This is a genomic window from Curtobacterium sp. RM9 (assembly GCF_054956955.1).
Genome location: NZ_CM143271.1, coordinates 2,647,642 through 2,672,226, shown reverse-complemented (window position 1 = coordinate 2,672,226; position 24,585 = coordinate 2,647,642). Strand labels below are relative to the sequence as shown.

21 protein-coding genes and 1 tRNA gene are annotated in these 24,585 nt (G+C 73.6%); 6 read left to right on the top strand and 16 right to left on the bottom strand.

From position 1 onward, the window contains the following. The first annotated feature begins 3 nt into the window (after positions 1–3). From ACY3FI_RS12645 to ACY3FI_RS12635, 3 genes are all read left to right on the top strand, one after another. Positions 4–1,428 carry a glucose-6-phosphate dehydrogenase gene (locus ACY3FI_RS12645; RefSeq protein ID WP_462547904.1) on the top strand — a complete coding sequence of 475 codons (1,425 nt, stop codon included), beginning with the start codon at positions 4–6 and terminating at the stop codon, positions 1,426–1,428. Positions 1,429–1,512: 84 nt separating this feature from the next. Then, complete coding sequence (locus ACY3FI_RS12640) at positions 1,513–2,298, top strand: dienelactone hydrolase family protein (protein WP_462547903.1); 786 nt, start codon at positions 1,513–1,515, stop codon at positions 2,296–2,298. A gap of 109 nt (positions 2,299–2,407) precedes the next feature. Next, positions 2,408–2,480, top strand: a tRNA-Arg gene (locus ACY3FI_RS12635). Positions 2,481–2,668: 188 nt separating this feature from the next. Here ACY3FI_RS12635 and ACY3FI_RS12630 read toward each other — a convergent pair. From ACY3FI_RS12630 to ACY3FI_RS12565, 14 genes are all read right to left on the bottom strand, one after another. Continuing rightward, complete coding sequence (locus tag ACY3FI_RS12630) at positions 2,669–4,774, bottom strand: acyltransferase family protein (protein WP_462547902.1); 2,106 nt, start codon at positions 4,772–4,774, stop codon at positions 2,669–2,671. A 65-nt stretch (positions 4,775–4,839) separates the two neighbouring features. Beyond that, a complete protein-coding gene (locus ACY3FI_RS12625) occupies positions 4,840–5,673 on the bottom strand; it encodes a MurR/RpiR family transcriptional regulator (RefSeq protein ID WP_462547901.1) in 834 nt (277 codons plus the stop codon). After that, on the bottom strand, positions 5,670–6,956 hold the full coding sequence (locus ACY3FI_RS12620; RefSeq protein ID WP_462547900.1) for an allantoate amidohydrolase: 1,287 nt from the start codon (positions 6,954–6,956) through the stop codon (positions 5,670–5,672). Before ACY3FI_RS12620 ends, ACY3FI_RS12625 begins: the two co-directional genes overlap by 4 nt. Then, a complete protein-coding gene (locus ACY3FI_RS12615; RefSeq protein ID WP_462547899.1) occupies positions 6,953–8,188 on the bottom strand; it encodes a pyridoxal-phosphate-dependent aminotransferase family protein in 1,236 nt (411 codons plus the stop codon). The genes ACY3FI_RS12620 and ACY3FI_RS12615 overlap by 4 nt, the downstream gene beginning before the upstream one ends. 21 nt (positions 8,189–8,209) lie before the next feature. Then, on the bottom strand, positions 8,210–9,772 hold the full coding sequence (locus ACY3FI_RS12610; RefSeq protein WP_462547898.1) for an AtzH-like domain-containing protein: 1,563 nt from the start codon (positions 9,770–9,772) through the stop codon (positions 8,210–8,212). Continuing rightward, a complete protein-coding gene (locus ACY3FI_RS12605; RefSeq protein WP_462547897.1) occupies positions 9,769–10,821 on the bottom strand; it encodes an acetamidase/formamidase family protein in 1,053 nt (350 codons plus the stop codon). Before ACY3FI_RS12605 ends, ACY3FI_RS12610 begins: the two co-directional genes overlap by 4 nt. Positions 10,822–10,825: 4 nt before the next feature. After that, positions 10,826–12,142, bottom strand: a complete 1,317-nt coding sequence (gene allB / locus ACY3FI_RS12600) for an allantoinase AllB (protein WP_462550363.1) — start codon at positions 12,140–12,142, stop codon at positions 10,826–10,828. 187 nt (positions 12,143–12,329) lie between these two features. Next, on the bottom strand, positions 12,330–12,959 hold the full coding sequence (locus ACY3FI_RS12595) for a pyridoxamine 5'-phosphate oxidase family protein (RefSeq protein ID WP_462547896.1): 630 nt from the start codon (positions 12,957–12,959) through the stop codon (positions 12,330–12,332). Continuing rightward, complete coding sequence (locus tag ACY3FI_RS12590; RefSeq protein ID WP_462547895.1) at positions 12,956–13,744, bottom strand: creatininase family protein; 789 nt, start codon at positions 13,742–13,744, stop codon at positions 12,956–12,958. Before ACY3FI_RS12590 ends, ACY3FI_RS12595 begins: the two co-directional genes overlap by 4 nt. Further along, complete coding sequence (locus tag ACY3FI_RS12585) at positions 13,741–15,117, bottom strand: FAD-binding oxidoreductase (RefSeq protein WP_462547894.1); 1,377 nt, start codon at positions 15,115–15,117, stop codon at positions 13,741–13,743. Before ACY3FI_RS12585 ends, ACY3FI_RS12590 begins: the two co-directional genes overlap by 4 nt. 119 nt (positions 15,118–15,236) lie before the next feature. Continuing rightward, positions 15,237–16,424, bottom strand: coding sequence for an ABC transporter substrate-binding protein (locus tag ACY3FI_RS12580; RefSeq protein WP_462547893.1), 1,188 nt, complete (start codon positions 16,422–16,424; stop codon positions 15,237–15,239). Between the two features lie 68 nt (positions 16,425–16,492). Further along, the gene (locus ACY3FI_RS12575; RefSeq protein WP_462547892.1) at positions 16,493–17,362 is read right to left on the bottom strand and encodes an ABC transporter permease; all 870 of its coding nucleotides are present in this window, start codon (positions 17,360–17,362) and stop codon (positions 16,493–16,495) included. Continuing rightward, positions 17,362–18,129 (bottom strand): ABC transporter ATP-binding protein, encoded by a 768-nt coding sequence (locus ACY3FI_RS12570; protein ID WP_462547891.1) that lies wholly within the window; start codon positions 18,127–18,129, stop codon positions 17,362–17,364. Before ACY3FI_RS12570 ends, ACY3FI_RS12575 begins: the two co-directional genes overlap by 1 nt. Positions 18,130–18,131: 2 nt before the next feature. Continuing rightward, a complete protein-coding gene (locus ACY3FI_RS12565) occupies positions 18,132–19,427 on the bottom strand; it encodes an amidohydrolase family protein (RefSeq protein WP_462547890.1) in 1,296 nt (431 codons plus the stop codon). Between the two features lie 153 nt (positions 19,428–19,580). Between ACY3FI_RS12565 and ACY3FI_RS12560 the strand changes: the two genes are divergently transcribed. Both ACY3FI_RS12560 and ACY3FI_RS12555 read left to right on the top strand, forming a co-directional pair. Further along, positions 19,581–20,261 (top strand): helix-turn-helix domain-containing protein, encoded by a 681-nt coding sequence (locus ACY3FI_RS12560; protein WP_462547889.1) that lies wholly within the window; start codon positions 19,581–19,583, stop codon positions 20,259–20,261. Next, positions 20,258–21,214: a PDR/VanB family oxidoreductase gene (locus ACY3FI_RS12555; protein ID WP_462547888.1), complete on the top strand. Its 957-nt coding sequence runs from the start codon at positions 20,258–20,260 to the stop codon at positions 21,212–21,214. Before ACY3FI_RS12560 ends, ACY3FI_RS12555 begins: the two co-directional genes overlap by 4 nt. A gap of 165 nt (positions 21,215–21,379) precedes the next feature. Here the strand turns inward: ACY3FI_RS12555 and ACY3FI_RS12550 are convergent, their stop codons facing one another. Then, positions 21,380–22,777: an amidohydrolase family protein gene (locus tag ACY3FI_RS12550; protein WP_462547887.1), complete on the bottom strand. Its 1,398-nt coding sequence runs from the start codon at positions 22,775–22,777 to the stop codon at positions 21,380–21,382. A gap of 104 nt (positions 22,778–22,881) precedes the next feature. Here ACY3FI_RS12550 and ACY3FI_RS12545 point away from each other — a divergent pair, with 104 nt between their 5' ends. After that, a complete protein-coding gene (locus ACY3FI_RS12545) occupies positions 22,882–23,694 on the top strand; it encodes a hypothetical protein (RefSeq protein WP_462547886.1) in 813 nt (270 codons plus the stop codon). Between the two features lie 32 nt (positions 23,695–23,726). Here the strand turns inward: ACY3FI_RS12545 and ACY3FI_RS12540 are convergent, their stop codons facing one another. Then, complete coding sequence (locus ACY3FI_RS12540) at positions 23,727–24,536, bottom strand: hypothetical protein (protein WP_462547884.1); 810 nt, start codon at positions 24,534–24,536, stop codon at positions 23,727–23,729. Between the last annotated feature and the right edge of the window lie 49 nt (positions 24,537–24,585).

Genomic DNA, 24,585 nt, shown 5'->3' with positions numbered 1-24,585 from the left:
GGCATGTCGAGCCTCCAGACCTCACTGCTCATCCTCGGTGCCAGCGGCGACCTGTCCAAGCGCCTGCTGCTGCCGGGCCTCGCCACCCTCCTCGAGGTCAAGGACGACTGGGACGTCCAGCTCGTCGGGGCCGGCGTCGAGGACATCTCGGACGCGGACTGGAAGGCGCAGGTGCGTTCCTCCTTCGAGAACGCGCAGGCGTCGAAGAACGAGGAGGACGAGGGGGCGCAGGACGGCGGCGAGAAGCTCAGCAAGCGCCTCGTCGACGTCATCGAGGCCTCGACGTACCGCAAGGCGGACGTCACCGACGCCGACGACCTGAAGGGGCTGCTCGCCGCGTGCCGGCACGACCCGGCGGTCTACTTCGCGCTGCCGCCGGCGGTGACCGAGAAGAGCTGCGCCGTGCTCAAGGACCTCGACCTGCCGTCCGGCACGCGGCTCGCGCTCGAGAAGCCGTTCGGCACCGACGCCGAGAGCGCCGAGCACCTCAACGACCTGCTGCACTCCTTCCTGCCCGAGGAGCGCATCCACCGCGTCGACCACTTCCTCGGCCGCTCCACCGTGCTCAACCTGCTCGGTCTGCGCTTCGCGAACCGCATCATCGAGCCGCTGCTGTCCTCGGCGCACGTCGCCCGCGTCGACATCGTCTACGACGAGACCCTCGGGCTCGAGGGCCGCGCCCGCTACTACGACAAGGCCGGCGCGCTCGTCGACATGATCCAGAGCCACCTGCTGCAGGTGACGGCCGTCGTCGCGATGGAGGCCCCGGCGTCGATCGACGCCGACGACCTCCGCACCCAGAAGGAGCTCGTGCTCCGCGCCGTGCGTCCGTGGGGCGGCGACGTCGTCGCGGCCGGCAAGCGCGCCCGGTACACCGCGGGGGAGATCGGCGACCGGTCGCTGCCGTCCTACGTCGACGAGGACGGCGTCGACCCGTCGCTCGGCACCGAGACCCTCGCGCAGCTCACGCTCGAGGTCGCCAACTGGCGGTGGGCGGGCGTGCCGTTCACGCTGCGGTCCGGCAAGGCGCTCGCCGAACAGCGCCGCGAGATCGTCATCACCTTCAAGGACTCGCCGCACGTGCCCGGCGGCCTCACCGGCGCCGAGCACCCGGACAAGCTCCGCATCTGGATCGCGCCGGACGAGATGCAGCTCGAGCTCAACGTGAACGGCCCGGGTGACCCGTACACGATCGACCACACCGCCCTGTCGGTGAACTTCAACCCCGGTCGGCTCAGCGCCTACGGCGAGGTGCTCGCCGGGGTGCTCGAGGGCGACGCCACGCTCTCGGTGCGGGGCGACAGCGCCGTGCAGGGCTGGAAGGTCGTCGAGCCGTTCCTGCAGGCCTGGCGGGACGGGAAGACCCCGCTCGACGAGTACGCGGCGGGCTCGGGCGGTCCCGAGCGCTGGGACAACATCGAGTGCTGACCCGGTGACGGACTGGAGGCGCGTGGCGGGCCCGCCACGCGCCTCCAGTCCGTCTGCCGGTCGCGCGGCGTAGCGTCCGGGGACGTGAAGACCACCGACCACGTCCTGTCCACCGTCCCCGAACCCGCCGGCGCCGACGTGCGCCTGGAGCCCGTGCGCTACGAGCACGAGGGCACCCCGCTCCTCGGCGTCCTGGCCAAGGACCACGCCGTGGCCGGCCCCCGCCCCGCGGTGCTCGTGATCCACGACTGGCACGGAGTCAACGAGCACGTCGAGGCCCGTGTCACGATGCTGGCCCGCCTCGGCTACGTGGCGTTCGGCGCGGACGTCTACGGCGAGGGCGTGCGCCCGGGCGACGACACCGCCGGCCAGGTCGCCGGGTCGTTCTACCAGGACCTGCCGCTGTTCCGCGCCCGCCTGACCGCCGGACTCGACCGACTCCGCGCCGACCCCGACGTCGACCACTCCCGCATCGTCGTGATGGGCTACTGCTTCGGCGGCTCCGGGGCGATCGAGCTCGCACGGACCGGGGCGGACCTGGCGGGTGCGGTCTCGTTCCACGGCGGCCTCATCGTGCACGAGCCCTCCGACGCCGCCGCGATCCGGACGAAGCTGCTCGTGCTCACCGGGGGAGCGGACCCGATGGTGCCGGACACGAAGGTCGCCGAGTGGCAGGACGAGATGCGCGCCGTGCCGTCGGTCGACTGGCAGGTCGTGACCTACGCGGGCGCGATGCACGCGTTCGCCGTGCCGGGCACCGACTCGCCGGACCACGGGGCGCAGTACCAGGAGCGTGCGGACCGCCGGTCGTGGCAGGCGCTGCAGGTGTTCCTCGCCGAGGTCTTCGACGAGGAGCCCACGGTCGTCTGACCCGCGACACGCCGAGGGCTCGGGCCGGGGCGGCTCGATTCGCGTTCGCCTCGCACCTGTTGTAGAGTCTTCCACGGCCGCAAGGCCGGAATCGGCCTCAGGGCCGGATGCGCTCGTAGCTCAATGGATAGAGCATCTGACTACGGATCAGAAGGTTGGGGGTTCGAGTCCCTTCGAGCGCACAGGAGAGAAGGCCCCGTCGCACTGCGGCGGGGCCTTCGTCGTCCCCGGGCGCGGGTGACGTGGCGCGGGGGTTCTTTCCCATGACGTCCGCGATGGCAAGCGAGAACGGGCGTACCTGGTCGGAAGATCCGACCGAGTACGCCCGTTCTCGCCAGGTACGCCCGCCCGCGCCCGGCGCCGCGCGGGGTCAGCGCGCGAGGGACGCCAGCGCCTGCTGCATGTCCTTGCCGAGGTACGGCGCCAGGGTCCTCGCGAAGGTGTCCGTCACGTGCGTCGTGTCGCGGTAGACCATCACGCCGCCGATGACGGCGGGGCAGACCTCCGTGTTGCAGTAGTAGGGCGTGAGGTCGATCACCGTGCCCCGTCCACCCTGCGCGGTGAACCGGGCCATCGCGGCGTCGGAGGAGTCGGTGCGGGCGAGCGCCGACGACCGGGGCTCGTCGCACGAGCCGTTCGTCTCCTCCGGCATCCCGCTGACGCAGAGGACCACGTCGCGTCGCGGCACCGGGTTGTCACGGATGGCGATCACGGGCAGTTCGTCGCCGGCCGCCTGGGTCCAGGCGTCGACGAGCCCCGCCTCGGTCTTCGCATCGCGGTCGGCGTCCGACTGCGCGGTGACGGCCATCTGGGTCGCCGAGTGGGCCACGACCAGCCCGTCGACCTCGGCGCGGTGGGCCTGGACGTACCGGATCGCCTGCTGCTTCCACCGGTTGCAGCCGCGCTTGCTGGCGTCGCTCACGCTGTCCTGCACGGCGGTCGTCAGGTAGCAGCCGCCGGTGGTGGCGAGGTCGAACCGCCACCCCTCGGTCCGTCCGATCGCGTCGAAGGTGTGCAGGAGTGCGTTGGCGTGCGAGTCCCCGACGACGAGGAAGCGCTTGGAGTACCCGGACTCCTTGCCGAGGGCACAGAACTGCAGCGCCCCGCTCCAGCAGTCCGGGCGGTTCGGACCGTCGTCCTTCGCGGCGGCGGGGGCCGGCACGCGGACGTCGGCCAGGCGCGGGTCGACGCACGGCTTCGGCGCGCTGATCAGGGCGGCGGCGCCGAAGCACGGGGCGTCACCCTTCGCGAGCTGCTTCGCGAAGGTCGCGGCCTGCACCTCCTGCACGTGCACGGCGGTGAGCGTGGAGGCACCGAGGCCGGCGACGACGAGCGTGCACACCACCCCGAGCACGGCGACGCGACGCGGTCGGAGCGCCCGGACCCAGCCGGAGAAGCGCAGCGGCTCCTCGAACCACACGGTCGTCACGGCGGCGAGCACGAGGGAGAGCGCGAGGACCGCGAGCTTGCTCTTCCACCCGAGCGGGTGGCCGAGCGCGATCGGGACGATGACCACGAGCGGCCAGTGCCAGAGGTACAACGAGTACGAGACCCGGCCGATGAACGCGATCGGCTGCACGGCGCCGAGGGTCTCGAACACCGTCTGCGCGCCGAACGTCACGAGCAGCGTCGCGCCGACGACGGGCAGGGCGGCGGCGATGCCCGGGAACGGGGTCGACGGGGTGATGACGACGAGCGACGCCACGAGCGCGAGTGCGCCCACGACCGCGGCGCCGGATCGGACGACCCGACCGACCGTGTTCCGTGCTGCCGGGATCCGGAACGTCGCGACGAGGCCGCCGAGCGCGAACTCCCATGCGCGGGTGGCCGTGGAGAAGTAGGCGACGCCCGGGTTCGTCTGCGTCTGGACGATGCACCAGACGAGGGAGACCACGACGACGGTGCCGAGCAGGATCCGAGCGGTGGTGGCGGGGGAGACCCGCTTGCGGACCGCGAGGGTGAGCAGCAGCAGGAGGAGGGGCAGCGCGATGTAGAACTGCTCCTCGACCGAGAGCGACCAGAAGTGCTGGAAGGGCGAGGCCTGGTTCTCGGCGTTCAGGTAGTCGACCGAGCTGGCCGCGAGCTCCCAGTTCTGCGCGTAGACCGTCGAGGCGATGAGCTCCCGCCCGTACTGCTCCCACAGGGCGCTCGGCACGACGACGAGCACGGCGGCACCGGTGGCGAGGATCGTGAGGAACGCGCCGGGCAGCAGGCGTTTGGCGCGTCGGGCCCAGAACTGGCCGAGGCGGATCCCGCCGGTGGCGAGCTGCTCGCGGAGCAGGTGGCCGGTGATGAGGTACCCGGAGATGACGAAGAAGACGTCGACGCCGACGAAGCCACCGTGCAGCCGGGCCGGCCAGAGGTGGTAGAGCACCACCGCGAGGACCGCGAACGCACGGAGTCCCTGGATGTCCCACCGCGTGGTGTCGCGGGCGCGGTGGGCCGGAGCCGTGGTTCCCCCTGGTGCTGTCCTCACTGGATCGAGTGTAAGAGATGCGACTCGTGGATCGGGTCCGTGTCTTGTCGGATCCTCACCTGCGGTCAGAGCTCGGCGAGTTCGCCGAGGCCCTCGTAGGCCCGAGCGACGGCGTCCACCCGGGCTCGACCTGCGGGCCCGGACGCCTCGTACACGTCGTTCGCGATCGCCGCGACGACCGCGAACATCGCCGCCATCGAGTCGAAGGCGGCCGGGGCGTCGACCGGCACGAGCACGGCCGTGTTCGCGGGCGCCGCGATGAGGGCGGCCGTCGGGTCGCCGAGCACGACGACGTCCGCGCCGGTGCCGGCGCAGTGCGCGACGAGGCGCGCGACACCGGACGCGTGTCGGCGGACCGTGACGATGACGACGAGGTCGCGCGGACCGAGGTCGGCGACCTCCTCGCCGAGACGCTGCCCCTGCGCCGGTCCGAGCCGCACGTCGCTGCGCACCTGCGCGAGCTGGGCGCGGAGCTGGAGCGCGACCGCGTGAGCGGCCCGTTCGCCGACGACGAGGACCCGCTGGGCGCGGACGATCCGTCGGGCCAGTCGCGGTCGGTCGGCGCGCGCGAGGGACGCCAGGCCGGCGGCGAGGTTCCGGGCCTCGACGACGCGCTGGTCGACGTGCGCGGCGTCCTCGGCGACCCAGGGCAGACCGGTGCCGCGGGCGGCCATCAGCTCCTGCCGTACCTCGGCCGCGTCTTGGAACCCGAGTGAGCGGACGAGCCGCGAGACGGTGGCCTTCGAGGTGCCGGACTCCGCGGCGAGCCGGGTGGACGACCCGATGAGCAAGAGCTCCGGGTCGTGGCGCACGACCGCTGCCACCCGGCGCTCGGCGGGCGAGAGGCGGTCCCAGACGGCGTCGATGCGGGCCCGGACGTCGGGTTGTGCGGCGCTCACGCCCGGCCCGTCCCGGCAGCGGGGACGACGTCCGCCGCCAGGGTCTCGATCGCGACGGCGAGGGCGTCCAGGCCGAGGGCCACGTCGGCCTCGGAGACGAACTCGTCCGGGTGGTGGCTGATGCCGTCCGGGTTGCGGAGGAACAGCATCCCGACGTCCGTGACGAGTCCGAGCGACATCGCGTCGTGTCCGGCGCGGGAGAACAACGACGGCGGTGCCGGCTCGCCGGTCGACACGATTCCGGCGCGCAGTGCGTCCATCAGGCGCGGGGCGCAGAACACCGCGGGCGCTCGGTGCACCTCGGTCGGCGCGACCGCGACACCCCGGCGGTCGGCGATCTCGTCGAAGGCGGCGGTGATCTGGTCCCAGGTCCGGTCGCGGCCCTCGTCGAACTCACCGCGGAGGTCGACCGAGAACCGCGCCAGCCCGGGTACGACGTTCACCGCGCCCGGTTCGACCGTCATCGTGCCGACGGTGCCGACGTGCTGCGAGGCGCGGCAGATGCGCTCCACGGCGAGGGCGGCCTCGGCCGCCGCGAGCAGGGCGTCGTGCCGACGCTCGTACGGGGTGCCGCCGGCGTGCCGGGCCTCGCCGACGGCCTCCACTGCGAACCGGCGGGCGCTCGCGATGCTCGTGACGACGCCGAGTGCCTGCCCCGCGGCCTCGAGGAGGGGACCCTGCTCGATGTGCGCCTCGAGGTAGCCGACGAGCGTCGCGGGGTCGACCGCGGCGGCGCCGACGGCGTCCGGGTCGAGACCGAAGTCGGCGAACGCCTGCCGGAGCGTCACGCCGTCAGCGTCCGTGAGGTCCCACCAGCCCTCGTCCCAGACCCCCGCGACGGCCGAGGACCCGAGGAGCGCCTTGCCGAACCGGGTGCCCTCCTCGTCGGAGAAGGCGACGACCTCGAGCGCGAAGGGCAGCGGTCCGTCGGCGGCGAGCCGTGCGGCCGTGCGGATGCCCATCAGGACGCCGACGATGCCGTCGTACCGGCCGGCGTCCACGACGGTGTCCAGGTGCGAGCCGACGAGCAGGGTCGGCGCGTCCGCGGTGGCACCCTCGACACGCCCACGCAGGTTGCCGGCGGCGTCCTGCCGGACCGTCAGGCCGGCGTCGCGCATCCACCCGCCGACGACCTCGTTCACGCGGGCGTGCTCGGGCGACAGGTAGACCCGGGTGATCCGGCCCGGTTCCGCGGTGATCCCCGCGAGTTCGTCGCACCAGGCGACGACGGTCGCGGCGTCGGCTGCGGCCCTGGCCGTCGCGACGAGGTTCCCGACGCTCACGACGCGACCCCGGCCGTCGCCCCCGCGTACACGTCGAGCGCCGCGTCCACGCCACCGCCCTGCGGCACCGCGTGCCCGGCACGGCGGAGGGCGTTCTCGAGCGCCGCGAGCGTCGTCACGACGGCGTCCTTCCGGGCGTTGTAGCCCATCGTCCCGATCCGCCACACCTTCCCGTGCAGGGGGCCGAACGACGTGCCGATCTCGATCCCGTGGTCCTCGAGCATGCCCCCGCGCACCGCGTCGCCGACGACGTCGTCGGGGATCTCGACCGCGACGACGTTGTGCATCTTGTGGCCGACGTCGCCGAACACCCGGAGCCCGAGCGCCTGCACACCGGTCGTCATCGCCCGACCGGCGGTCGCGTGCCGCTCGACCGACCGGTCGACGCCCTCGTCGAGCAGGATGCGGGCGCACTCGTTCGCGGCGTAGAGCATCGAGGCCGCCTCGGTGTGGTGGTTCAGCCGCCGCGGTCCCCAGTAGTCGAGGATCATCGCCAGGTCGAGGTAGTTCGACCGGATCGGCTCGTCGAGCACGTCGTCGCCCGGCTCTCGGATGCCGGCCTCGACGCTCCGCCGGCCGTCGAGCACCGCGACCGCGCGGGCGGACAGTGAGACCGGCGCGCTGCCGGACGGACCGCCGAGGCACTTCTGCAGCCCGGCGCTCACGGCGTCGATGCCCCACGCGTCGAGCTCGAGCGGGTTGCCGCCGACCGAGGCCGTGGCGTCGGTGTACAGCAGGACGCCGTGCCGCTCGCAGATCGCGCCGAGCTCGTCGAGCGGCTGGTTCATCGTGGTCGACGTGTCACCCTGCACGATCGCCAGGACCTTCGGCTTCGTCGCGACGATCGCCTCCTCGATCACGGAGGGCGGGAACACCTGGCCCCACTCGGTGTGGATCGTGTGCACCTCGGCACCGGCCCGGCGGGCGATCTCCTCGAGCAGGTGCCCGAAGCGCCCGAACACCGGCACGAGCACGCGGTCCCCCGGGGCGAGGAGCGAGACGAGGACCGCCTCGATGCCGGCGCGCGACGTGCCGTCGACGAGCACGATGGCGTCGTTCTCGGTCGCGAACACCCGCCGGTACAGCGCCTGCGTCTCGGTCATGGTGCGCGTCATCCACGGGTCGTACTGTCCGACGAGCGGCGTCGACAGCGCACGGAGGACGCGCGGGTCGGCGTCGATCGGGCCGGGGCCCATGAGGAGTCGGGCCGGTGGGTTCACGGGGTGGGACATCGGTGCCTTCCGGGGTGGTGCTCAGCGGGACGGGGAGGACGTGAGGGCGGTGGCCGCGGCGACGAGGGCGCGGTCGGTGTCGGCGCCGCCGACGAGGCAGACGCCGACGGGTGCGCCGTCGACCCGCAGGAGCGGGATGCTCAGTGCGGGCAGACCGCCGACGCCGGCGACGGCGGTCGTCCGCAGGGTGGCCCGGCGGGTGGCGAGGACGTCGGGTCCGGTCGCGGTCCGCAGCGGGGCCGGTCCGGGCGCGGTCGGGAGGCACAGCACGCCTCCGCCGACCGCCTCGCGGATCCGCCGGCGCAGCTCCGGCAGCCGTGTGCGCGCGTCGCGCTCGTCGGCTGCGGTCACGGCGGCGGCGAGGGCGAACCGCTCGGCGACGTCGGCCCCGAGCGACCCGGGGTGCGCGGCGATCCAGTCGCCGTGGTTCCGCCACGCCTCGGCGGCCTGCACCACGCGCAGGGTCTCGGCGAGCAGGTCCAGGTCGGGCAGGGCGGTCCGGCGCACCGGACGGCCGATCCCGGCGAGCCAGGTGGCGAAGGCGCGGGCGGTCGCCGGGTCCACGGCGTCGAGCAGGGCGTCCGCGACGAGGAGCTCGCGGTCGTCCACGTCCGCAGCCGGTCCGGGGAGTGACACGGCGGCGGCGGCGGCGAGCACGTCGGGCGTCCGTGCGAGCCAGCCGACCGTGTCGAAGGACTGCGCGAGCGGCAGCACCCCGGCGCGGGGGACCGCGTCGTGCGTGGTGCGGAGCCCCCAGAGTCCCTGGTACGAGGCGGGGACGCGCACGCTGCCGGCCGTGTCGGTGCCGAGACCGAGGTCCGCCTGTCCGAGGGCGACCGCGGCGGCCGGACCCGAGGTGGAGCCGCCGCCGATCCGCCGCGGGTCGGCCCCGTTCGGCGTCGTGCCGGAGTGGGCGTTCCGTCCGGCGAGTGCGTAGGCGAACTCGTCCGTCCGGGCGATCCCGGTCACGTCGGCCCCGGCGTCGAGGAGCACCTGGACGGCCGGGGCGGTCGTGGTGGCGGTCGGGGCGGAGCGCTCGTGGTCGGGGTTGCCGGCGCCGACGACGTGCCCGGCGATCTCGAACAGGTCCTTCACCGCGACGCGGACGCCGGCGAGCGGACCGACGCTGCTGCCGTCGCCCGGCCCGCCGTCGGCCGCACCCCGGACGAGCGGGTCGCCGATGACCCGCCAGACCGAGCGGTCGAAGGCGCGGGGACGCCCGGTGACGTGCGCGACGGCGATCCGCCAGGTGCCGTCGGTGCGCCGCCAGAGCTGGGTCTGCAGGCCGCGCCCACCGCTCGCGAACGCCGACTCGCCGACGACGAGCACGGTGTCGTCGGCGAGTGGACGGAGCTCGACGGCGGCGATGGTGCGCGCTGCGACCCCGCCCCGGCCGGACCGGAAGGCACTGATCGCGTCGTGCCCGCGCAGCAGGCCGGCGTCGTCCCCGCGCAGGGTGTCGTGACCGGGCTCGAAGAGGTCGTCGAGCACGGCGGTGTCGTCGCGCATGAGGGCGTCCTCGTAGGCGGTGAACGCAGCCTCGAGCCCGTCCGGCCACCGGCCGCCGACCCCGGTGCGCGTCACGGTCCGACCGCCGCGAAGTCGGCCTTGCGGATCATCGCGTGTGAGCCGCACACCAGGTCGACGACCTGCGAGATGCGGAAGTCCGTCGCCGCACTGAGGTACGCGTACGCGAGGTGCTCGTCGACGCCCCACCGGGCCCGGAGCAGGGCGATCGCGGCGCGGACGCAGCGGCGCACCGCCTCGTCGAGGTCACGGTCGAGCCCGGTCGGCACGAGGTGGTCGAACGTCTCGGCGAGCGGGCCGACGAGCTCGCCGAAGCGGCGGAGGGCCTCGGCCCGCGGTACGAGGTCGAGGCGGAGGGTCAGGCGGAGCGAGGCCTCCATCGCGGTCAGCGCGACCTCGCCGTCGCCCTGGGCGAAGTGCGGGTCGCCGACGTACACGCCCGCACCGGGGACGAACACCGGCAGGTGCAGCGTGGCACCCGCCGTGAGCAGGGCGATGTCGACGTTCCCGCCGTGCGGCCCCGGCGGCACCGAGTGCGCGCGCTCGTCGGCGTCCGGCGTCACGCCGACGATGCCGGGGAACGGTCCGAGCGGGAAGGTGATCACCCGGGGACCGCCCTCGACCGCGGGGAGCCGACCGTGGTCGACCCCGTCGCGGGTCACGACGTCGGCGAAGACCGAGACGGACTCCTCGGCGCGGGGGAGTTCGCCGGGCAGCGCGCCGCGGCCGTGCCGGTTGGAGACCACCCCGTACGGCACCCGGGGGTCGGCGGCGAGGACGGTCACCGAGACGACGTCGCCGGGCTCGGCACCCTCGACCGCGATCGGCCGCGACACCACGTGCGGGCCGTCCTCGGGGTCGCGGTGCACCGATCGGGCGATGTCCACCGCATCGTCGAGCACACCCTGCCGCGGGACGCCGTGCCGCCCGAAGAACGCGACCGGATCGCCGCCCTGGTCGTCCAGGATGCCCTCGTGGCTGACGGTGTCCACCGAGACGACGGTGCCGGGCGCGACCGTGCGCGCGGGGGCGTCGCGACGGGAGGGCAGGCGTCCCCAGAGCACCTCGTCGGGGCGGGAGCCGAGGTGCACGTCGGTCTGCTGCACGGCCTCAGGCACGCTCGACCAGCTCGCCCTCGACGGCGGTGACGCCGTGTGCGGTGGAGGCGACCCGGCGGCCGCGGAGGAAGGTCTCGGTGACGCGGCCCCGCGCCTCCAGGCCGGCGAAGGCGGAGACGGGGTTGCGGTGCGCCAGCGCGTCGACCGCGATGGTCTCGACCGCGTCCGGGTCGAAGACGGCGAGGTGGGCGAGCGCACCGGGGGCGATCACGCCGCGGTCGGTGGCGCCCATGAGCGCTGCCGGGCCGGTCGTGCACCACGGCAGGACGCGGGCGAGCGGGATGCCGCGGCGGTGCGCCTCGGTCCAGACGGCGCGGAAGCCGACCTGGAGCCCGGCGATCCCGCCCCAGGCGAGCCCCCAGTCGTCCACCTTGAGGTCGGCGGTCGAGGGGGAGTGGTCGGAGACGACCATGTCGATCGTGCCGTCGAGCAGTCCCTGCCACAGGGCGTCGCGGTTGGCGTCGTCGCGGATCGGCGGGCAGCACTTGAACTCGGTCGCGCCGTCCGGGATCGCGTCCGCCGCGAACGCCAGGTAGTGCGGGCAGGTCTCGACCGTGATCCGGACGCCGTCGGCCTTCGCGGCGCGGATCATCGGCAGCGCCCCCGCGTCGGAGAGGTGCAGCACGTGCACGCGGGCACCCGTCGCCCGGGCGCCGTTGATCACCTGCGCGATCGCGGACCGCTCGGCCGCGGCCGGGCGGGTGTCGAGGAAGTCCTCGTACCGGGGCCCGAGGGCGTCGTGGGCGACGAGGTGCGCGGGGTCCTCGGCGTGCACGATGAGGAGCGAGTCGATCGCGGCGACCTCCGCGATCGCCCGTCGGAGCTGCTCGGCGTCGAGGTGTGGGAACTCGTCGACGCCGGACGGCGCGGTGAAGCACTTGAAGCCGAACACCCCGGCGCCGTGCAGCGCGTCGAGCGCACCGAGGGACTCCGGGACGGCCCCGCCCCAGAACCCGACGTCGACGGCGACCCGGCCGGCGGCGCTCGCGCGCTTCACCGCGAGTGCGTCGACCGTCGTGGTCGCGGGGATCGAGTTGAGCGGCATGTCGATGATCGTGGTCACGCCGCCGAGGGCAGCTGCGCGGGTGGCGGAGGCGAACCCCTCCCACTCGGTGCGGCCCGGCTCGTTGACGTGCACGTGGGTGTCGACGAGCCCGGGCAGGAGCAGGCGGTCGTCGGGGACGCGGTGCTCGGCCACGGCGTCCACGGCGGCGTCGAGCGGGAGGACCTCGGCGACGCGCCCGTCACGGACCACGACGGCTGCGGGGCGGAACGCACCGTCGACCCAGGCCTGCCGGGCGCGGAACACGGCGTCGGCGCGGCCCGAGGCGGGGCCGTCGCCCGCGGGGGCGTCGGGGACGGTCGGGATCGGGTGCGGTGCGGTCACGGGGTCCTCCGGATCGGTGGTTCGGTCGTCACGGTACGGACCGTGTTCGGTCCGACCATTTCCGCCGTGTGACGAACGTGTGACGAGGGCGGCGGTCGGAACGGACGTTTCAGCCCGGCCAGTGCTCCAGGGACCAGCCGCCGTCCGCTCGACGCGTCCACGCGCGTCGGTTGCTCGGACCGTCGACGTCGCCCTGCCAGAACAGCAGGCGCACCGGCGTCAGCGCGAAGCCGGTCCAGGCGTCCGGCGGCTCGAGGACGGCATCACCGCGCTCCGCCAGGAACGCCGCCCAGCGGTCCCGGCGCACCGGCTCCGGCTCGGCGGCGAGCTCGTGGTCGTTCAGCCACGCGAGCACCTGGAGGTACCGGGTCCGTGCGGCCCAGGCGACCCGCGCCTCGTCGTCCGTGACGGGAGCCACGTCGCCCGTGACGACGAGCTGGCGGGAGGCCTCGGGCAGCAGGACGGTGACGGTCGCCCGGGGGTCCGCCGCGAGCTCGGCCGCCTTCCGGCTCCGGCGGTCGGTGTGGAAGTGCAGGCGCTCGCCGTCGAACCGGGAGAGCAGCACCGTGCGGGCGCTCGGGTACCCGTCGAGCCCGGTGGTCGAGAGCGTCACGAGCGGGGTCGCGCCCGACTCCGGGGACGGCAGCCAGGCGGCGGCGAGCGCGAGCGGATCCGCGGGGACCGACGCGGCCCCGTCGTCGCGGTGCCCGCGTCCGCGTCCGCCGACCGTCGGGCTCACGCCGGCGGTGCCGGGTCGAACCGGGCGATCTCGTGCAGCGACGCCACCGCCTCGGCGAGGGAGTGCTCCCACAGCGCGGCGCCGTACGAGGTGGACGCGCGGCTCGCGTCCCCGACGACGCCGGCCGGCCCGAAGTCGTTCGAGAGCCACCCGAACGACACGGGCCCGCCGTTGAACGCGATCTTCTCGAACCCGGCGACGTGCTCCGGCACCCACCGCTCGGCCTTCGTCATGTCGACGAGGTCCGGGCGCAGGTGCAGGATCATCGAGGTCTCCGCGGCGCCGCCGTGGATGCCGAGGCCGAGCTCGTCAGCGTCCTCCCCGTCCGGCGCGGGCACCCGAGCGAGCGTCGGCATGAGGAAGGTCTTCAGGCCGTACCGCTTCCGGATCTCGCGGAGCGCGACCTGCAGGAGTGCGACGTTGCCGCCGTGCCCGTTCGCGAACACCAGGGTGCCGGCACCGGTGAGCGCCACGGCCCGACCGACCTGCACGACGGTGTCGAACATCGTGTCGGCGTCGAGCCACACCGTGCCCGGCGCCCAGCTGTGCTCGTCGGACTTCGTGAACGCCAACGTCGGCAGCTGCCAGACGTCGAGCCCCTCGGCGGCGGCCTGCTCGACCGCCGCCCCGCCGATGTGGTCGGCGAGCAGGAAGTCGGTCAGGAGCGGCAGGTGCGGGCCGTGGTGCTCGACGGCACCGGTCGGCTGCACGACGATCGTGTCCGCGGTGAACCGCGCTGCGACCTCGGGTCCGGACAGCTCGGCGAGCTTCCGCGTGCCGCTCACTTGCCGAACCCCGGGACGGTCGGCTGGGCCGAGGCCGTCGAGCCGCCCGAGTGCACGAGCGAGGGGTCGATCACGTGCCCGGGGTTGAGCAGGCCGTCCGGGTCGGTGGTCGCCTTGAGCGCGAGGAGCTCCTCGACGCCGTGGTCGACGTAGTACTGGTGCGGGCTGTGCACCCGGACCCCCAGGTCGCGAAGCAGCGGATAGCCGGCGTAGACGTCCTCGGCCCCCGTGTACGGCGCGGTGAGCATGCCGATCGGACCGACGTGTGCCGCCTCGATGTGCAGCATCCCGCCCGGGTAGACGGCCTCGACCTCGGCGATCCGGTCGATGAGCGCCTCGCCGCCGACCTCGACGTGGAAGTACTCGGTGTCGGGGCTGTTCCGCTTCAGCCACCAGATCGGGTGGTTGTAGGAGAGCATCGAGACCTTCGTGGTCTGCTGCAGGCCCTCGCGGACGTCCTCGACCGTGCCGCCGGCGGCCTCGATCAGCGTCCGGGCCTCGTCGAGCACGACGCCGTCGACGATGCCGCGCAGGCTGGCGCGCCCGGCGACGATCGCCGCGTCGGTCGGCAGCGTCGCCGCGACCTCCGGCCGGTCGGCGCTGACCAGGCGGGGCACCGGGTCGAGCCCGCGCAGGGTGCGCACCGCGGTGAGCGCCTCCTCGAACGTCGGGAAGGTCGCGTACACGGCCCGCCAGTCCTGCAACGGCTCGAGTCGGACGGTCGCCCGGGCGATGACACCGGCCGTGCCGTAGGTGTGCACGAACGGCTGCGCCGCGTCACCCTCGACGTGCACCAGCTCGTCCTCGCCGGGCAGCGCGATGTCGAGCGCCGTGACGAAGCCCTGCCAGTTCGACCCGTGCGCGATCGATCCGGTGCCACCGGACCCGCCGGACAGGAAGCCGCCGATCGTGGACTGCGCGGTCGACGGGTACATCCAGAGCTGCTGCCCGGTCGCCGCGGCGGCCTGCTCGAGCGCGACCATCGTCGCGCCGGCCTCCGCTGTGATCCAGCCGTCGCCGACCTCGACGACGGCGCGGGCGCGGGAGGTGTCGAGCACGAGTCCGCCGTGCAGCGGGATTCCCTGGCCGTAGTTGCCGGTGCCCTTGCCGCGGGTCGTCACCGGGACGCCGTGGCGGACGGCGGCGGCGAGGGTCACGGCGATCGCGTCGGCGCTCGCCGGCGAGGCGACGAGGTCCGCGAGGCCGAGCGGGAGCTGCTCGGAGAGGATCGGGCTCATGGTGGCCTCGTCGACCGAGGCGCGTTCGCGGGTCCGCAGGTCGTCGCTGACGCCGCGCTCGCCGAGCAGGTCGACGAGCTCGGCGCGGAGCGCCGACAGGGTCTCGGTGGTGGAGGCGGGGGTGACGGTGGTCATGCTCACTCCTGGTGGGTGGGTGGTGCGGGAACGACGGACGGGAGGCGCGGGGCGGGCGTGCCCCGCGCCTCCCGTCCGGTGGGTGGTCAGCCCTGGGTGGTCGGCTCAGCCGACCGGTGTCACTTGCCCAGACCGATGGACTCGTCGAGGAACTCGTTCGTGTAGAGGTCCGACGGCTTCAGGCCGCTCTTGACGTCACCGGTGCCGGCGAAGACCGGCGTCGCCTTCTCGATGAAGTCCTGCATGCGCTGCTCGTCCATCGAGCCGATGTGGCCGTCGGTGTCCTTCGCGAGGCCGAGCTTCACCATCTGCGACGCGGCGAACGCGCCGACCTTCGAGTCGTAGGTCCAGCCGTTGTTGTACTGCTGCACGAGCTGCGTGATGAGGTCGTTCGTCGCCTCGGGGGCCTTGAGGTAGTCGACGTCGGCCTGCTGCATGACCGGCACGAGCTTCTTGAGGCAGGGCTCGAGCTTCGACATGTCGCCGGTGCGGATCGACATCGCCTCGGGGTAGGGGTTCCAGCCGGTGCTCGAGACGAGCGCGTAGTCGACCTTCTTGCCCCAGGCCGCGACCTGGTTCTGGTAGATGTACGGCTCGGCGGTCGCGAAGCCCTGCTGGGCGTCCTTGCCGCCGGCGGAGACGAACTTCGCCGGGGTGCCGTCGTAGCTGCCGTCGAGGACCTTCTTCGGCAGGATGCCGGACTGCTCCAGGTACGTCATGTACGCGGCGCCGTTGAAGTAGCGGACGACGCCGCCGTCCTTCGCGAGCGCCTTGCCGAGCCCCTCGATGCTGTCCACGTCCGGGTAGGTCTTCGGGTCCCACATGATCGACATCGGGGACTGGTCGTTCTCGGCGAAGACCGCGGTGGTGGGCAGGTTGCCGGAGAACTGGACCTGCTCGTCGGTGGACATGTAGCCGAGGGTGATGTCCTTGTCCTGGTACATCTGCGAGGCGACCTTGGTGTAGCCGATCGCGGGGCCGCCGGCGCGGATCTCGAGCTTCACGCCGGTGCTCTTGCCGTTGGCGTAGAGGTCGCCGGTGACGGTCTTGCCCGAGGCGTCGATCGCCGGGTTCGGGCCGAGCATCTGGTACAGGTGCCCGTGCTCGCCCTCGGGGTTCCAGTCGGTCTGCACGACGACGGTCGCGGGGCAGACGCCGGACAGGTCGACCTTCGGGCCGGACGCGGACTGCGCGGTCGCGCCGCTCGTGCTCGTGCCGGCGGACGACCCGGCGGCACAGCCGGTGAGGGCGAGTGCGGTCGCGGCGAGGGCGGCGGTCGCGACGCCGAGGCGGGTGGTGGTGCGCATGGAGGCTCCGTTCGTGGTGCGGGTCTCGTGGTGCTGTGGGGACAGGGGGTGGGAGGGGAGGAGGTGGATCAGCTGAAGTCGTGCCAGCGACCGACCGCGAGGCGGCCGATCAGCCCGAACACGAGGAAGACGGCCACGCCGTAGAGCGAGGCGATGATGATGGTCGCGTAGAGCTCCGGCCCCATCAGCCGCGAGGCGGTCACCTGGATGAGGACGCCGAGGCCGGGGTTGCCGCGCTGGAAGAACTGGTCGCCGACGATCGCGCCGATGACGCTCAGGCCGGCCGAGGTGCGCAGCCCGACGAAGATCGACGGCAGCGCGGCGGGGACCTGCAGCTTCACCAGACGGGCGAAGCGGCTCGCCCGCTGCAGCTGGAAGAGCTCGCGCTGCGCCCGGTCCGCGGACTGCAGGCCGAAGAGCGTGTTCGACACCATCGGGAAGAGGGCGATCATCACCGTGACGATGACGCGGCTGGCGAACTCGTAGCCGAACAGGGCACCGATGAGCGGCACGAGCGCGAGGATCGGCACGCACTGCAGCACCACCGCGTACGGGTAGAGCGAGCGCTCCAGCCACTTCGCCTGCGCCATGGCCATCGCCCAGACGACGCCGACGACGATCGCGAACGCGAGACCGGTCAACGACACGACGGTGGTGCGGCCGAGGGCGGACCACAGGTCGGTGCCGAAGGCCGAGGGGGAGCCGTCGGGCATCGTCGGCGCGACGATCGCCTTCGCGACGAGGTGCGGGTACGGCACCAGGAACGCGAGCCCCCGGACGTGGTCGTAGTACGCGGCGGCGGCGTACCAGATGCCGACCAGGACGACGAGGACGGCCAGCGGCGGCCACCACGTGACGCTCCGGCGGGGGCGGACGGCGCCGCGGCGGGCGGCGGCGCGGACGGCGCGGGCCTCGGAGACCTCCTGCAGGGTGACCATCAGCAGTGTCCTTCCCGGAGCGCGTGCGAGACCTCGCCGACCAGTTCGGCGAACTCGGGGGTGAAGCGGATGTCGGGGTCGCGGGGCATCGGGAACGGCACCTCGAAGCGGCCGACGATGCTGCCCGGGCGGCCGGACATCACGATGACCTCGGTGGAGAGGTAGACCGCCTCCGACACCGAGTGCGTGATGAAGAGGCCGGCGAACTGCTGCTCCACGAACAGGCGGAGGAGCTCGTCGTTGAGGCGCTCGCGGGTGATCTCGTCGAGGGCGCCGAACGGCTCGTCGAACAGGAACAGCTCCGGGTCGAGCGTCAGCGACCGGGCGAGCGAGACGCGCATCCGCATGCCGCCGGAGAGCTGCTTCGGCAGGTTCGACTCGAAGCCCGACAGGCCGACGAGGTCGATGGCGCGCGCGGCCTTCGCGGCGCGCTCCGCCTTCGGCATGTGCCCGAGCTCGGCGAGGAGCTCGACGTTGCCCTGCACCGAGCGCCACGGCAGGAGCGTGGCGTCCTGGAAGACGTAGCCGATGCGGTCGGCGGCCACGCCGGCGGTGCCGTCCGAGGCCGTCTCGAGGCCGGAGGCGATCCGGAGCAGCGTGGACTTGCCGCAGCCGGAGGGACCGACGACGGACACGAACTGGCCGCGGTCCACGGTCAGGTCGACGCCCTGCAGGGCGATCGTGCCGTTCGGGAAGGTCATCTCGACGTTCCGGAAGTCGAGCAGCGTGTCCGTCGCGGTGACGGGTGCTGGTGCGGTGGTGGTCACGGCTACCTCGTGTTCTCGTGGGCGGGGACGGTCGCTCGCGTCGGTGTGGCGGTGCGGTCGGGCGCTGCGACGCGGCGGTGGACCTCGGTCGCGGCGACGAGCCGGCCGGCCGCGACGACGAGGCGTCCGGCGGGGGCGTTCGCGACCGCGTCGGTGACGCTCGTCGCGTCCAGCGCGAGCAGGTCGGCGCGGGCACCGGGCACGGCGCCGGCGACCGGCAGGCCCATCACGCTGCGGGCGCCGTCGCTCACCAGGCCGTACGCCTCGTCCGGCGTCAGGTGCCCGGCGGTGACGAGCAGGGACGCGGTCTCGAGCGCGTCCGAGCGGCCGACGGGGTTGAACGGGTCGCGGACGTTGTCGGCGCCCGCGGCGACCCGGACCCCGGCGTCGAGGAGCGCCCGGAGCGCGGTGAGTCCACGGGGCGTCGCGACGGGGTGCTGCCAGCCCTGCAGGTACAGGTTCGTGATCGGCAGCGAGATGACGCCGACGTCGGCCGCGAGCACGTCGGCCACGACCTCGGCGAGCCGCTCCGGGGACATCGTGCCGAGGCGGACGCAGTGCCCCGCGGAGTACTGCCGGTCGCGCGACCAGTCGCGGACGGCGCGGGCGTAGTGGTCGAGGGTGACCGGACCGTCGAGGCTCTCGTCGGCGTGCAGGTCGACCCCGAGGCCGCGGCGGCGCGCGATCGCCAGCAGTCGGTCGACGTCGCCGGTCGGGTCGTCGGCCAGGTGCGGGGCGCCGCCGACGAGGTCGACACCGAGGTCGAGGACCGCCTCCACGTGCTCGTCCGGAGCGTGCGGGCCGGCCAGGGCGACGAGTTCGAGGTCGACGAGCCCGGCGAGCTCGGCGCGGACCTGCACGAGTGCGCGGGCACCGCGGGTGGCCTCGTCGACGGTGGCCGCGCCGTGGGCGCTGAGCACGTCCACGTGGGTGCGGATCGAGGTGGTCCCGGCGGCGAGCATCGCCAGGGCCTGGGTGCGTGCCCGGTCTGCGATGTCCTCGACCGTCATGGTCTCGGCGTGCTCGGACCAGGCGGCGATCGCGGAACCGAGGTCGCCGAGCGGCGGTCGGATGACGTCCGCGCTGAGGGCCTTGTCGAGGTGCGCGTGCGGCTCGGCCGGGGCGGTGAGGAGCAGGCGGCCCTCGAGGTCGAGCGTGCGCTCCGGGGCGGCGTGCAAGGTGCCGACGGCGGCCACGCGCGTGACGGTGTCGTCGCTGATCGCGACGTCCACGAGGCGTCCGTCCGGCAGCAGGGCGGCGCGGACCAGGTCCAGCGGCTGCGGCAGTGTCGCGTCCACGATGGCCTCCCGTTCGTGTGTGAGAATGTTGATCGCATCAACATCGCCGATGCTATGGGGGCCGTGTTTCCCGGTCGTTTCGGCCTCGTTGCCATGTGTGACACCGGCCCACCACCGGAACCGCAGAGCCCGTCCACCACCGACAGGAGTGCCGTGACCAGCGACCTCATCGAGTCCCGCGGGACGTCCGATCCCGGCGCGACCGACCGCCGTGCGTCCGACCGCGACCGCGTCGTCGACGACCAGGCCCACAGGATCGGCACCGCGATCCGGGCGCTCCGTCGTGCCCGCGGCCTGACCCTCGTGCAGCTCGCCGAGGCGACCGGCCTCTCGCACCCGTTCCTCAGCCAGGTCGAGCGCGGCCACTCCCGCGCGAGCATGGTCTCGCTCGAGAAGATCGCAGGCGCGCTCGGCACCAGCCAGGTCGAGCTGCTCGCCGCGGGCGCGGAGCAGACCCGGGAGCCGCACGACCGGCGACCCGAGGTCCTCCGGGCCGACGAGGGCGCCCGTGGGCCGTTCTCCAGCGGCGAGGCACGCCTGCTCGTGCACGGCGGCGCGCACGCCTTCGAGCCGCTCGAGTGGGTGGGCGAGAACACCGACCTCGGGCCGTACTTCGAGCACCACGAGGACGAGTTCCTCTACGTGCTCGGCGGCGCCGTGCTGCTCGACCTCGGCGGCGACGGTGGCGGCGTGCTGCACCTCGGTCCGGGGGACTCGGCCTACTACCGCGGCGGCACACCGCACCGGTGGTGCAGCCCGGACGGCACCCGGTTCCACCTCGTCGTCGTCAAGGAGTCGCCGCGCACCGCAGCGGGAGCGGGGGTGGGGTCGTGAGCGCCACGGCCGTGACCCGGTTCCCGATGCGGATCACCGCCCACCGACCCGTCGCGCGGGACATCGTCGTGCTCGACCTCGCCCCGGTCGGCGGGGGACCGCTGCCGGACTGGGAGCCGGGTGCCCACGTCGACCTCGAGGTCGCGCCGGGCCTGGAACGCCAGTACTCGCTCGTCGCGACCACACCCGAGGGCCACTGGCGCGTCGCCGTGCTCCGCGAGGCCGCGGGCCGCGGTGGGTCCGTGGCCGTGCACGACGCCCTCGCCGTGGGCCACGAGGTCGTCGTCGGCGGCCCGCGCAACCACTTCGCGTTCGAGCCGGGGCGCCCCGCGGTGTTCGTCGCCGGTGGCATCGGCATCACGCCGCTCGCCGCGATGATCGCCGCCGCCGAGGAGTCCGGCACCCCTTGGGAGCTGCACTACGCCGGCGGCAGTCGCGACCGGATGGCCTTCGCCGACGAGCTCGCCGCCGCGCACGGCGACCGCGTCCGCCTCGCCGTCGCCGACGAGGGGCAGCGCCTCGACGTCGCAGCCCTCCTGGCGTCGCCGCGCGACGCGGTCGTCTACTGCTGTGGCCCGCGTCGGCTGATGGACGCCGTGGAACAGGCCGCCGGGCACTGGCCCGCGGGCAGCGTCCGGGTCGAGCGGTTCGAGGCGGCCGAGGGCGTCGACGCGCCCGGTACCGCGTTCGAGGCGGAGCTGACGCTCTCCGGGACCACGGTCACCGTGCCGGCGGACCGGACGCTGCTCGAGGTGGTCGAGGACGCCGGCGTGTTCGTGCTGTCGTCCTGCCGCGAGGGCACGTGCGGCACCTGCGAGACGCCCGTGCTCGAGGGGCGGATCGACCACCGGGACACCGTGCTCAGCCCCGCCGAGCAGGCGGAGGACCGCACCATGATGATCTGCGTGTCGCGAGCACGCGGTGACTGCCCGCGCATCGTCCTGGAGCTGTGACGGGAGGCGCGGGGAACGGACGGGGTGCGCCTCGCGCACCCCGTCGCAGACGTCGCACCCCGCCGCACAGGGGTGCGACGTCCGTGACGGGGTGCAGGGCCAGCGCCCTCGGACGGGAGGCGCGGGACGGGCCCGCCCCGCGCCTCCAGTCCGGTCCTCGTCACCTCACGGGCGCTCGGTGTCGTCGAGCGGGGCACCGGTGAGCGCCGACAGGCGCTCGAGGCCCGCCTCGGCGACCAGCTGCCGGGCCAGCGGCCGGGCGCGGGCGACCGCCTCGCGCACGTCGACCCGCGTGACCTCGAAGTCCGCCAGGCTCAGCTCGCCGTCGACCCAGACGTCCCGCACCTCCCGGCTGCCGGCCGTGAAGACGACCGCTTGGTAGGGGTCGTGCACGTTCGCCAGGGTCGGTCCGTCGCCGTCGAAGACGACCAGGTCCGCGCGCTTGCCCGGCTCCAGCGAGCCGATCTCGGCCTCCATCCGGAGCGCCCGGGCGCCGCCGAGCGTCGCCATCTCGAACGCCTCGCGTGCGCTCATCGCCGTGGCCTGGAGGTCACGGACGCGGGCGAACAGCGCCGCGGTCTTCATCGCCTGCAGGAAGTCCTGCGAGTCGTTCGACGCCGGTCCGTCCACGCCGATGCCGACCGGGACACCGAGTGCCCGGAGTTCCGCGACCGGGGCGATGCCGCTCGCCAGGATCCCGTTCGCGACCGGGTTGTGCGCGACGCCGACCCCGTTCGTGGCGTAGCGCTCGCGGTCCTCGCGGTCGACCCAGACGCTGTGCGCCGCGATCACCGGCACCTGGAACATGCCCGTCGCCTCGGCGTGGCCGATCGCCGTCCGGCCGGTGCGCTGTCGGGCCGCGGTGACCTCCTCACGCACCTCGTGGAAGTGCACGTGCACACCGTGGCCGCCCGCGACGGCGTAGTCGACGTGCTCCTGCCACGTGTCGTCCGTGTACCGGCCGATCGACGAGACCCCGACGCGGAACGTGCTGTACCGGCTGGCACCCGCGGCCTCGCGCAGGGCCTCGAACTCCTCGAGGATCGGGGTCGCCCCGAAGTCACGGTCGACATCGCCCGAGCCGAACGACACGACGCCCCGCAGGCCGAGCTCGTCGAGCGCCTGCACCACCCCGGGCGTCGCCGGTTCGTCGGGCATCGGGTCCGCGCAGAACATGTCGTTCGCCGTCGTCACCCCGCTGCGGAGCATCTGGATGCCCTGCAGCATCGTGCCCGCGTACGCCTTCTCGCGCGTCATCACCGGGTTCACCCTGCCGATCAGCGCGGTCAGCCACTCCCAGAGCGTGTACTGCGAGCCGATGCCCGTGATGAGCCCCTCGCTGAAGTGCCCGTGCGTGTTCACGAACCCGGGCGTCACGACGTCGTACGCGCCGCCGCGCACCGGGACGTCCGGGTGTGCGGCGGACAACTCGGCGAAGGTGCCGACGGCGGCGACGCGGTCCCCGTCGAGGAGCACCGCGCCGTCCCGGATCGCGGCGGGGGTGGCGGAGGCGTCGGGGGCGGCCGTGAGGACCCAGCCCGCGCGGATCAGCGTCGGTGACATGGGGCGAACCTAGGGGGCGCGTGTTTCGCGGGTGTCACCGGGGCGTTTCCCCTCGTGCGGGTGCGGTGGGGCGGGAACGGGTGGTGCTGTGCCACGCTGTGTCGATGCGGTGGTGGCCGAGGCGACGGGAGCCCGAGCGGATCGAGCTCCACCCCGGTGTGCCGCCGCTCGCCGAGTGGAACGAGCACGGGCTCGTCGGCACGATCGGGTCGGGGCCCGGTGCGGGCTGCACCGTGCTCGCCGTGCTGTACCGCGACGAGGACGGGGCCTTCTCCGCCTACGCACTCGACCGGTGGGACGGACCCGACCCGGTGCTCGACGCCGCAGGGCGCTTCGTCATGGAGACCGGAGTGGCGGAGTCCCGCGAGCCCGGCGTCGAGGGCGGGCTCATCGATGCGCTGACCCGTGAGGTCGACGTCGAGTGGTGGACGGACCACGAACGCGTCGAGGCGTTCTGGGCGCAGCAGCGGGGGTGGTTCGCGGAGGGCCCGTTCCCGTTGGACGACCCCTTCTGTGAGCGCTTCCTTGCACGACTGCGTGCTGCGGCGGGGGGCTGGGACACCGACGTCACTCCTGCGGCCACGATCGCCGAGACGCTGGTCGATCCGCTGGTCGTCTCGATCCAGGTGCCGGGTCTGACCCGCAGCCCGACGACACTCTGGGTGCTCTGCCACCACCGCGACGGTGCGGCGGTCGAACTCCGCGCATGGTGGGGCGACCCGGGCAGGGTCGACGACGGCGGCCGAGGCGACCATGCCGCGTCGGACCTGATCGCGCCGGCGACGACGGTCGGTGCGGACGACGCGGCCGATCTCGCCGCGCAGTGGTTCGCGCGGCAGCTCGCGTCAGACGTCCGAGGAGGGTTCCGTCGGCAGCGCTTGGTCCGGACCGGGGGACGGGCGATCACTCAGCGCTGATCGGTCGGTCCGGGCCCTGCGGCAGAGCGACCTCAGTACTCGAAGCCCCGGTGCAGTTCCCGCTGCGTCGCCGGTCGCGTGAAGGACAGCGCGCCCTGCCATCCTGCCGGTGGGAGCCACCGGCGGAGCCGAGCGGCGAGGACCGCGGCTTCGTCGGGGTCGCGCACGACGGCGTCGACTCCGCCGTCGTATGCGCTGACGACCCAGCTCAGGTCTGCGGGGAGGAGCAGGAAGTCGGCGTCCCAGCGGTGCACGAGCAGAGCGAGGGCGGTGAGCAGGTGGTCGTCGACCGGCCCGGACCGGAAGGAGTGTCGCTCGTCCGGCCACACGTCGTCGTCCTCGTCCTCGTCTTCGTCTTGGTCCTCCGCTTCGTCTTCGTCGTCGTGCTCCTCGTGACCGTCGTCGTCTCCGTCCTGATCGTCCGCGTCGAAGTCGTCGAGCTGGTCGACGTCGTCCTCCTCGTCGTCATCGACGATGTGCGTGACCCACGGCTGCGCGGCCGGCACGACGGACGCCACCCGGTCGCGGAACTCGCCGGCCCATCTCGGATACTCCGTGAGGAGCACCGTCGCGGGCACCGCCGTGAGCTCCTCGACGGTGCGCACCACACGGCGGAAGCGTCGGGCCGCCGTTCGGCGGTCCCGGTTGTGTCGTGGCGTCTGGCGACCGTCCGGGAGGGTGTGGAACCGGACCCAGTCCTCCGGCCTCGACTCGCGCGGGAGGTGCCGCCACGGCACGATGCCGGGCCAACGGGCGATCCAGAGCTCGAGCAGCGACTGTGCCTCGGCTGACGCGCCGTCGGTCAGCACGAGGGGCGGCGAGGACGGGGCGTCGAGCGGCATCCCGCCATCGTGGCAGACGTCGGCAGCCGTCTCGCTGCCGCCGCCTGGT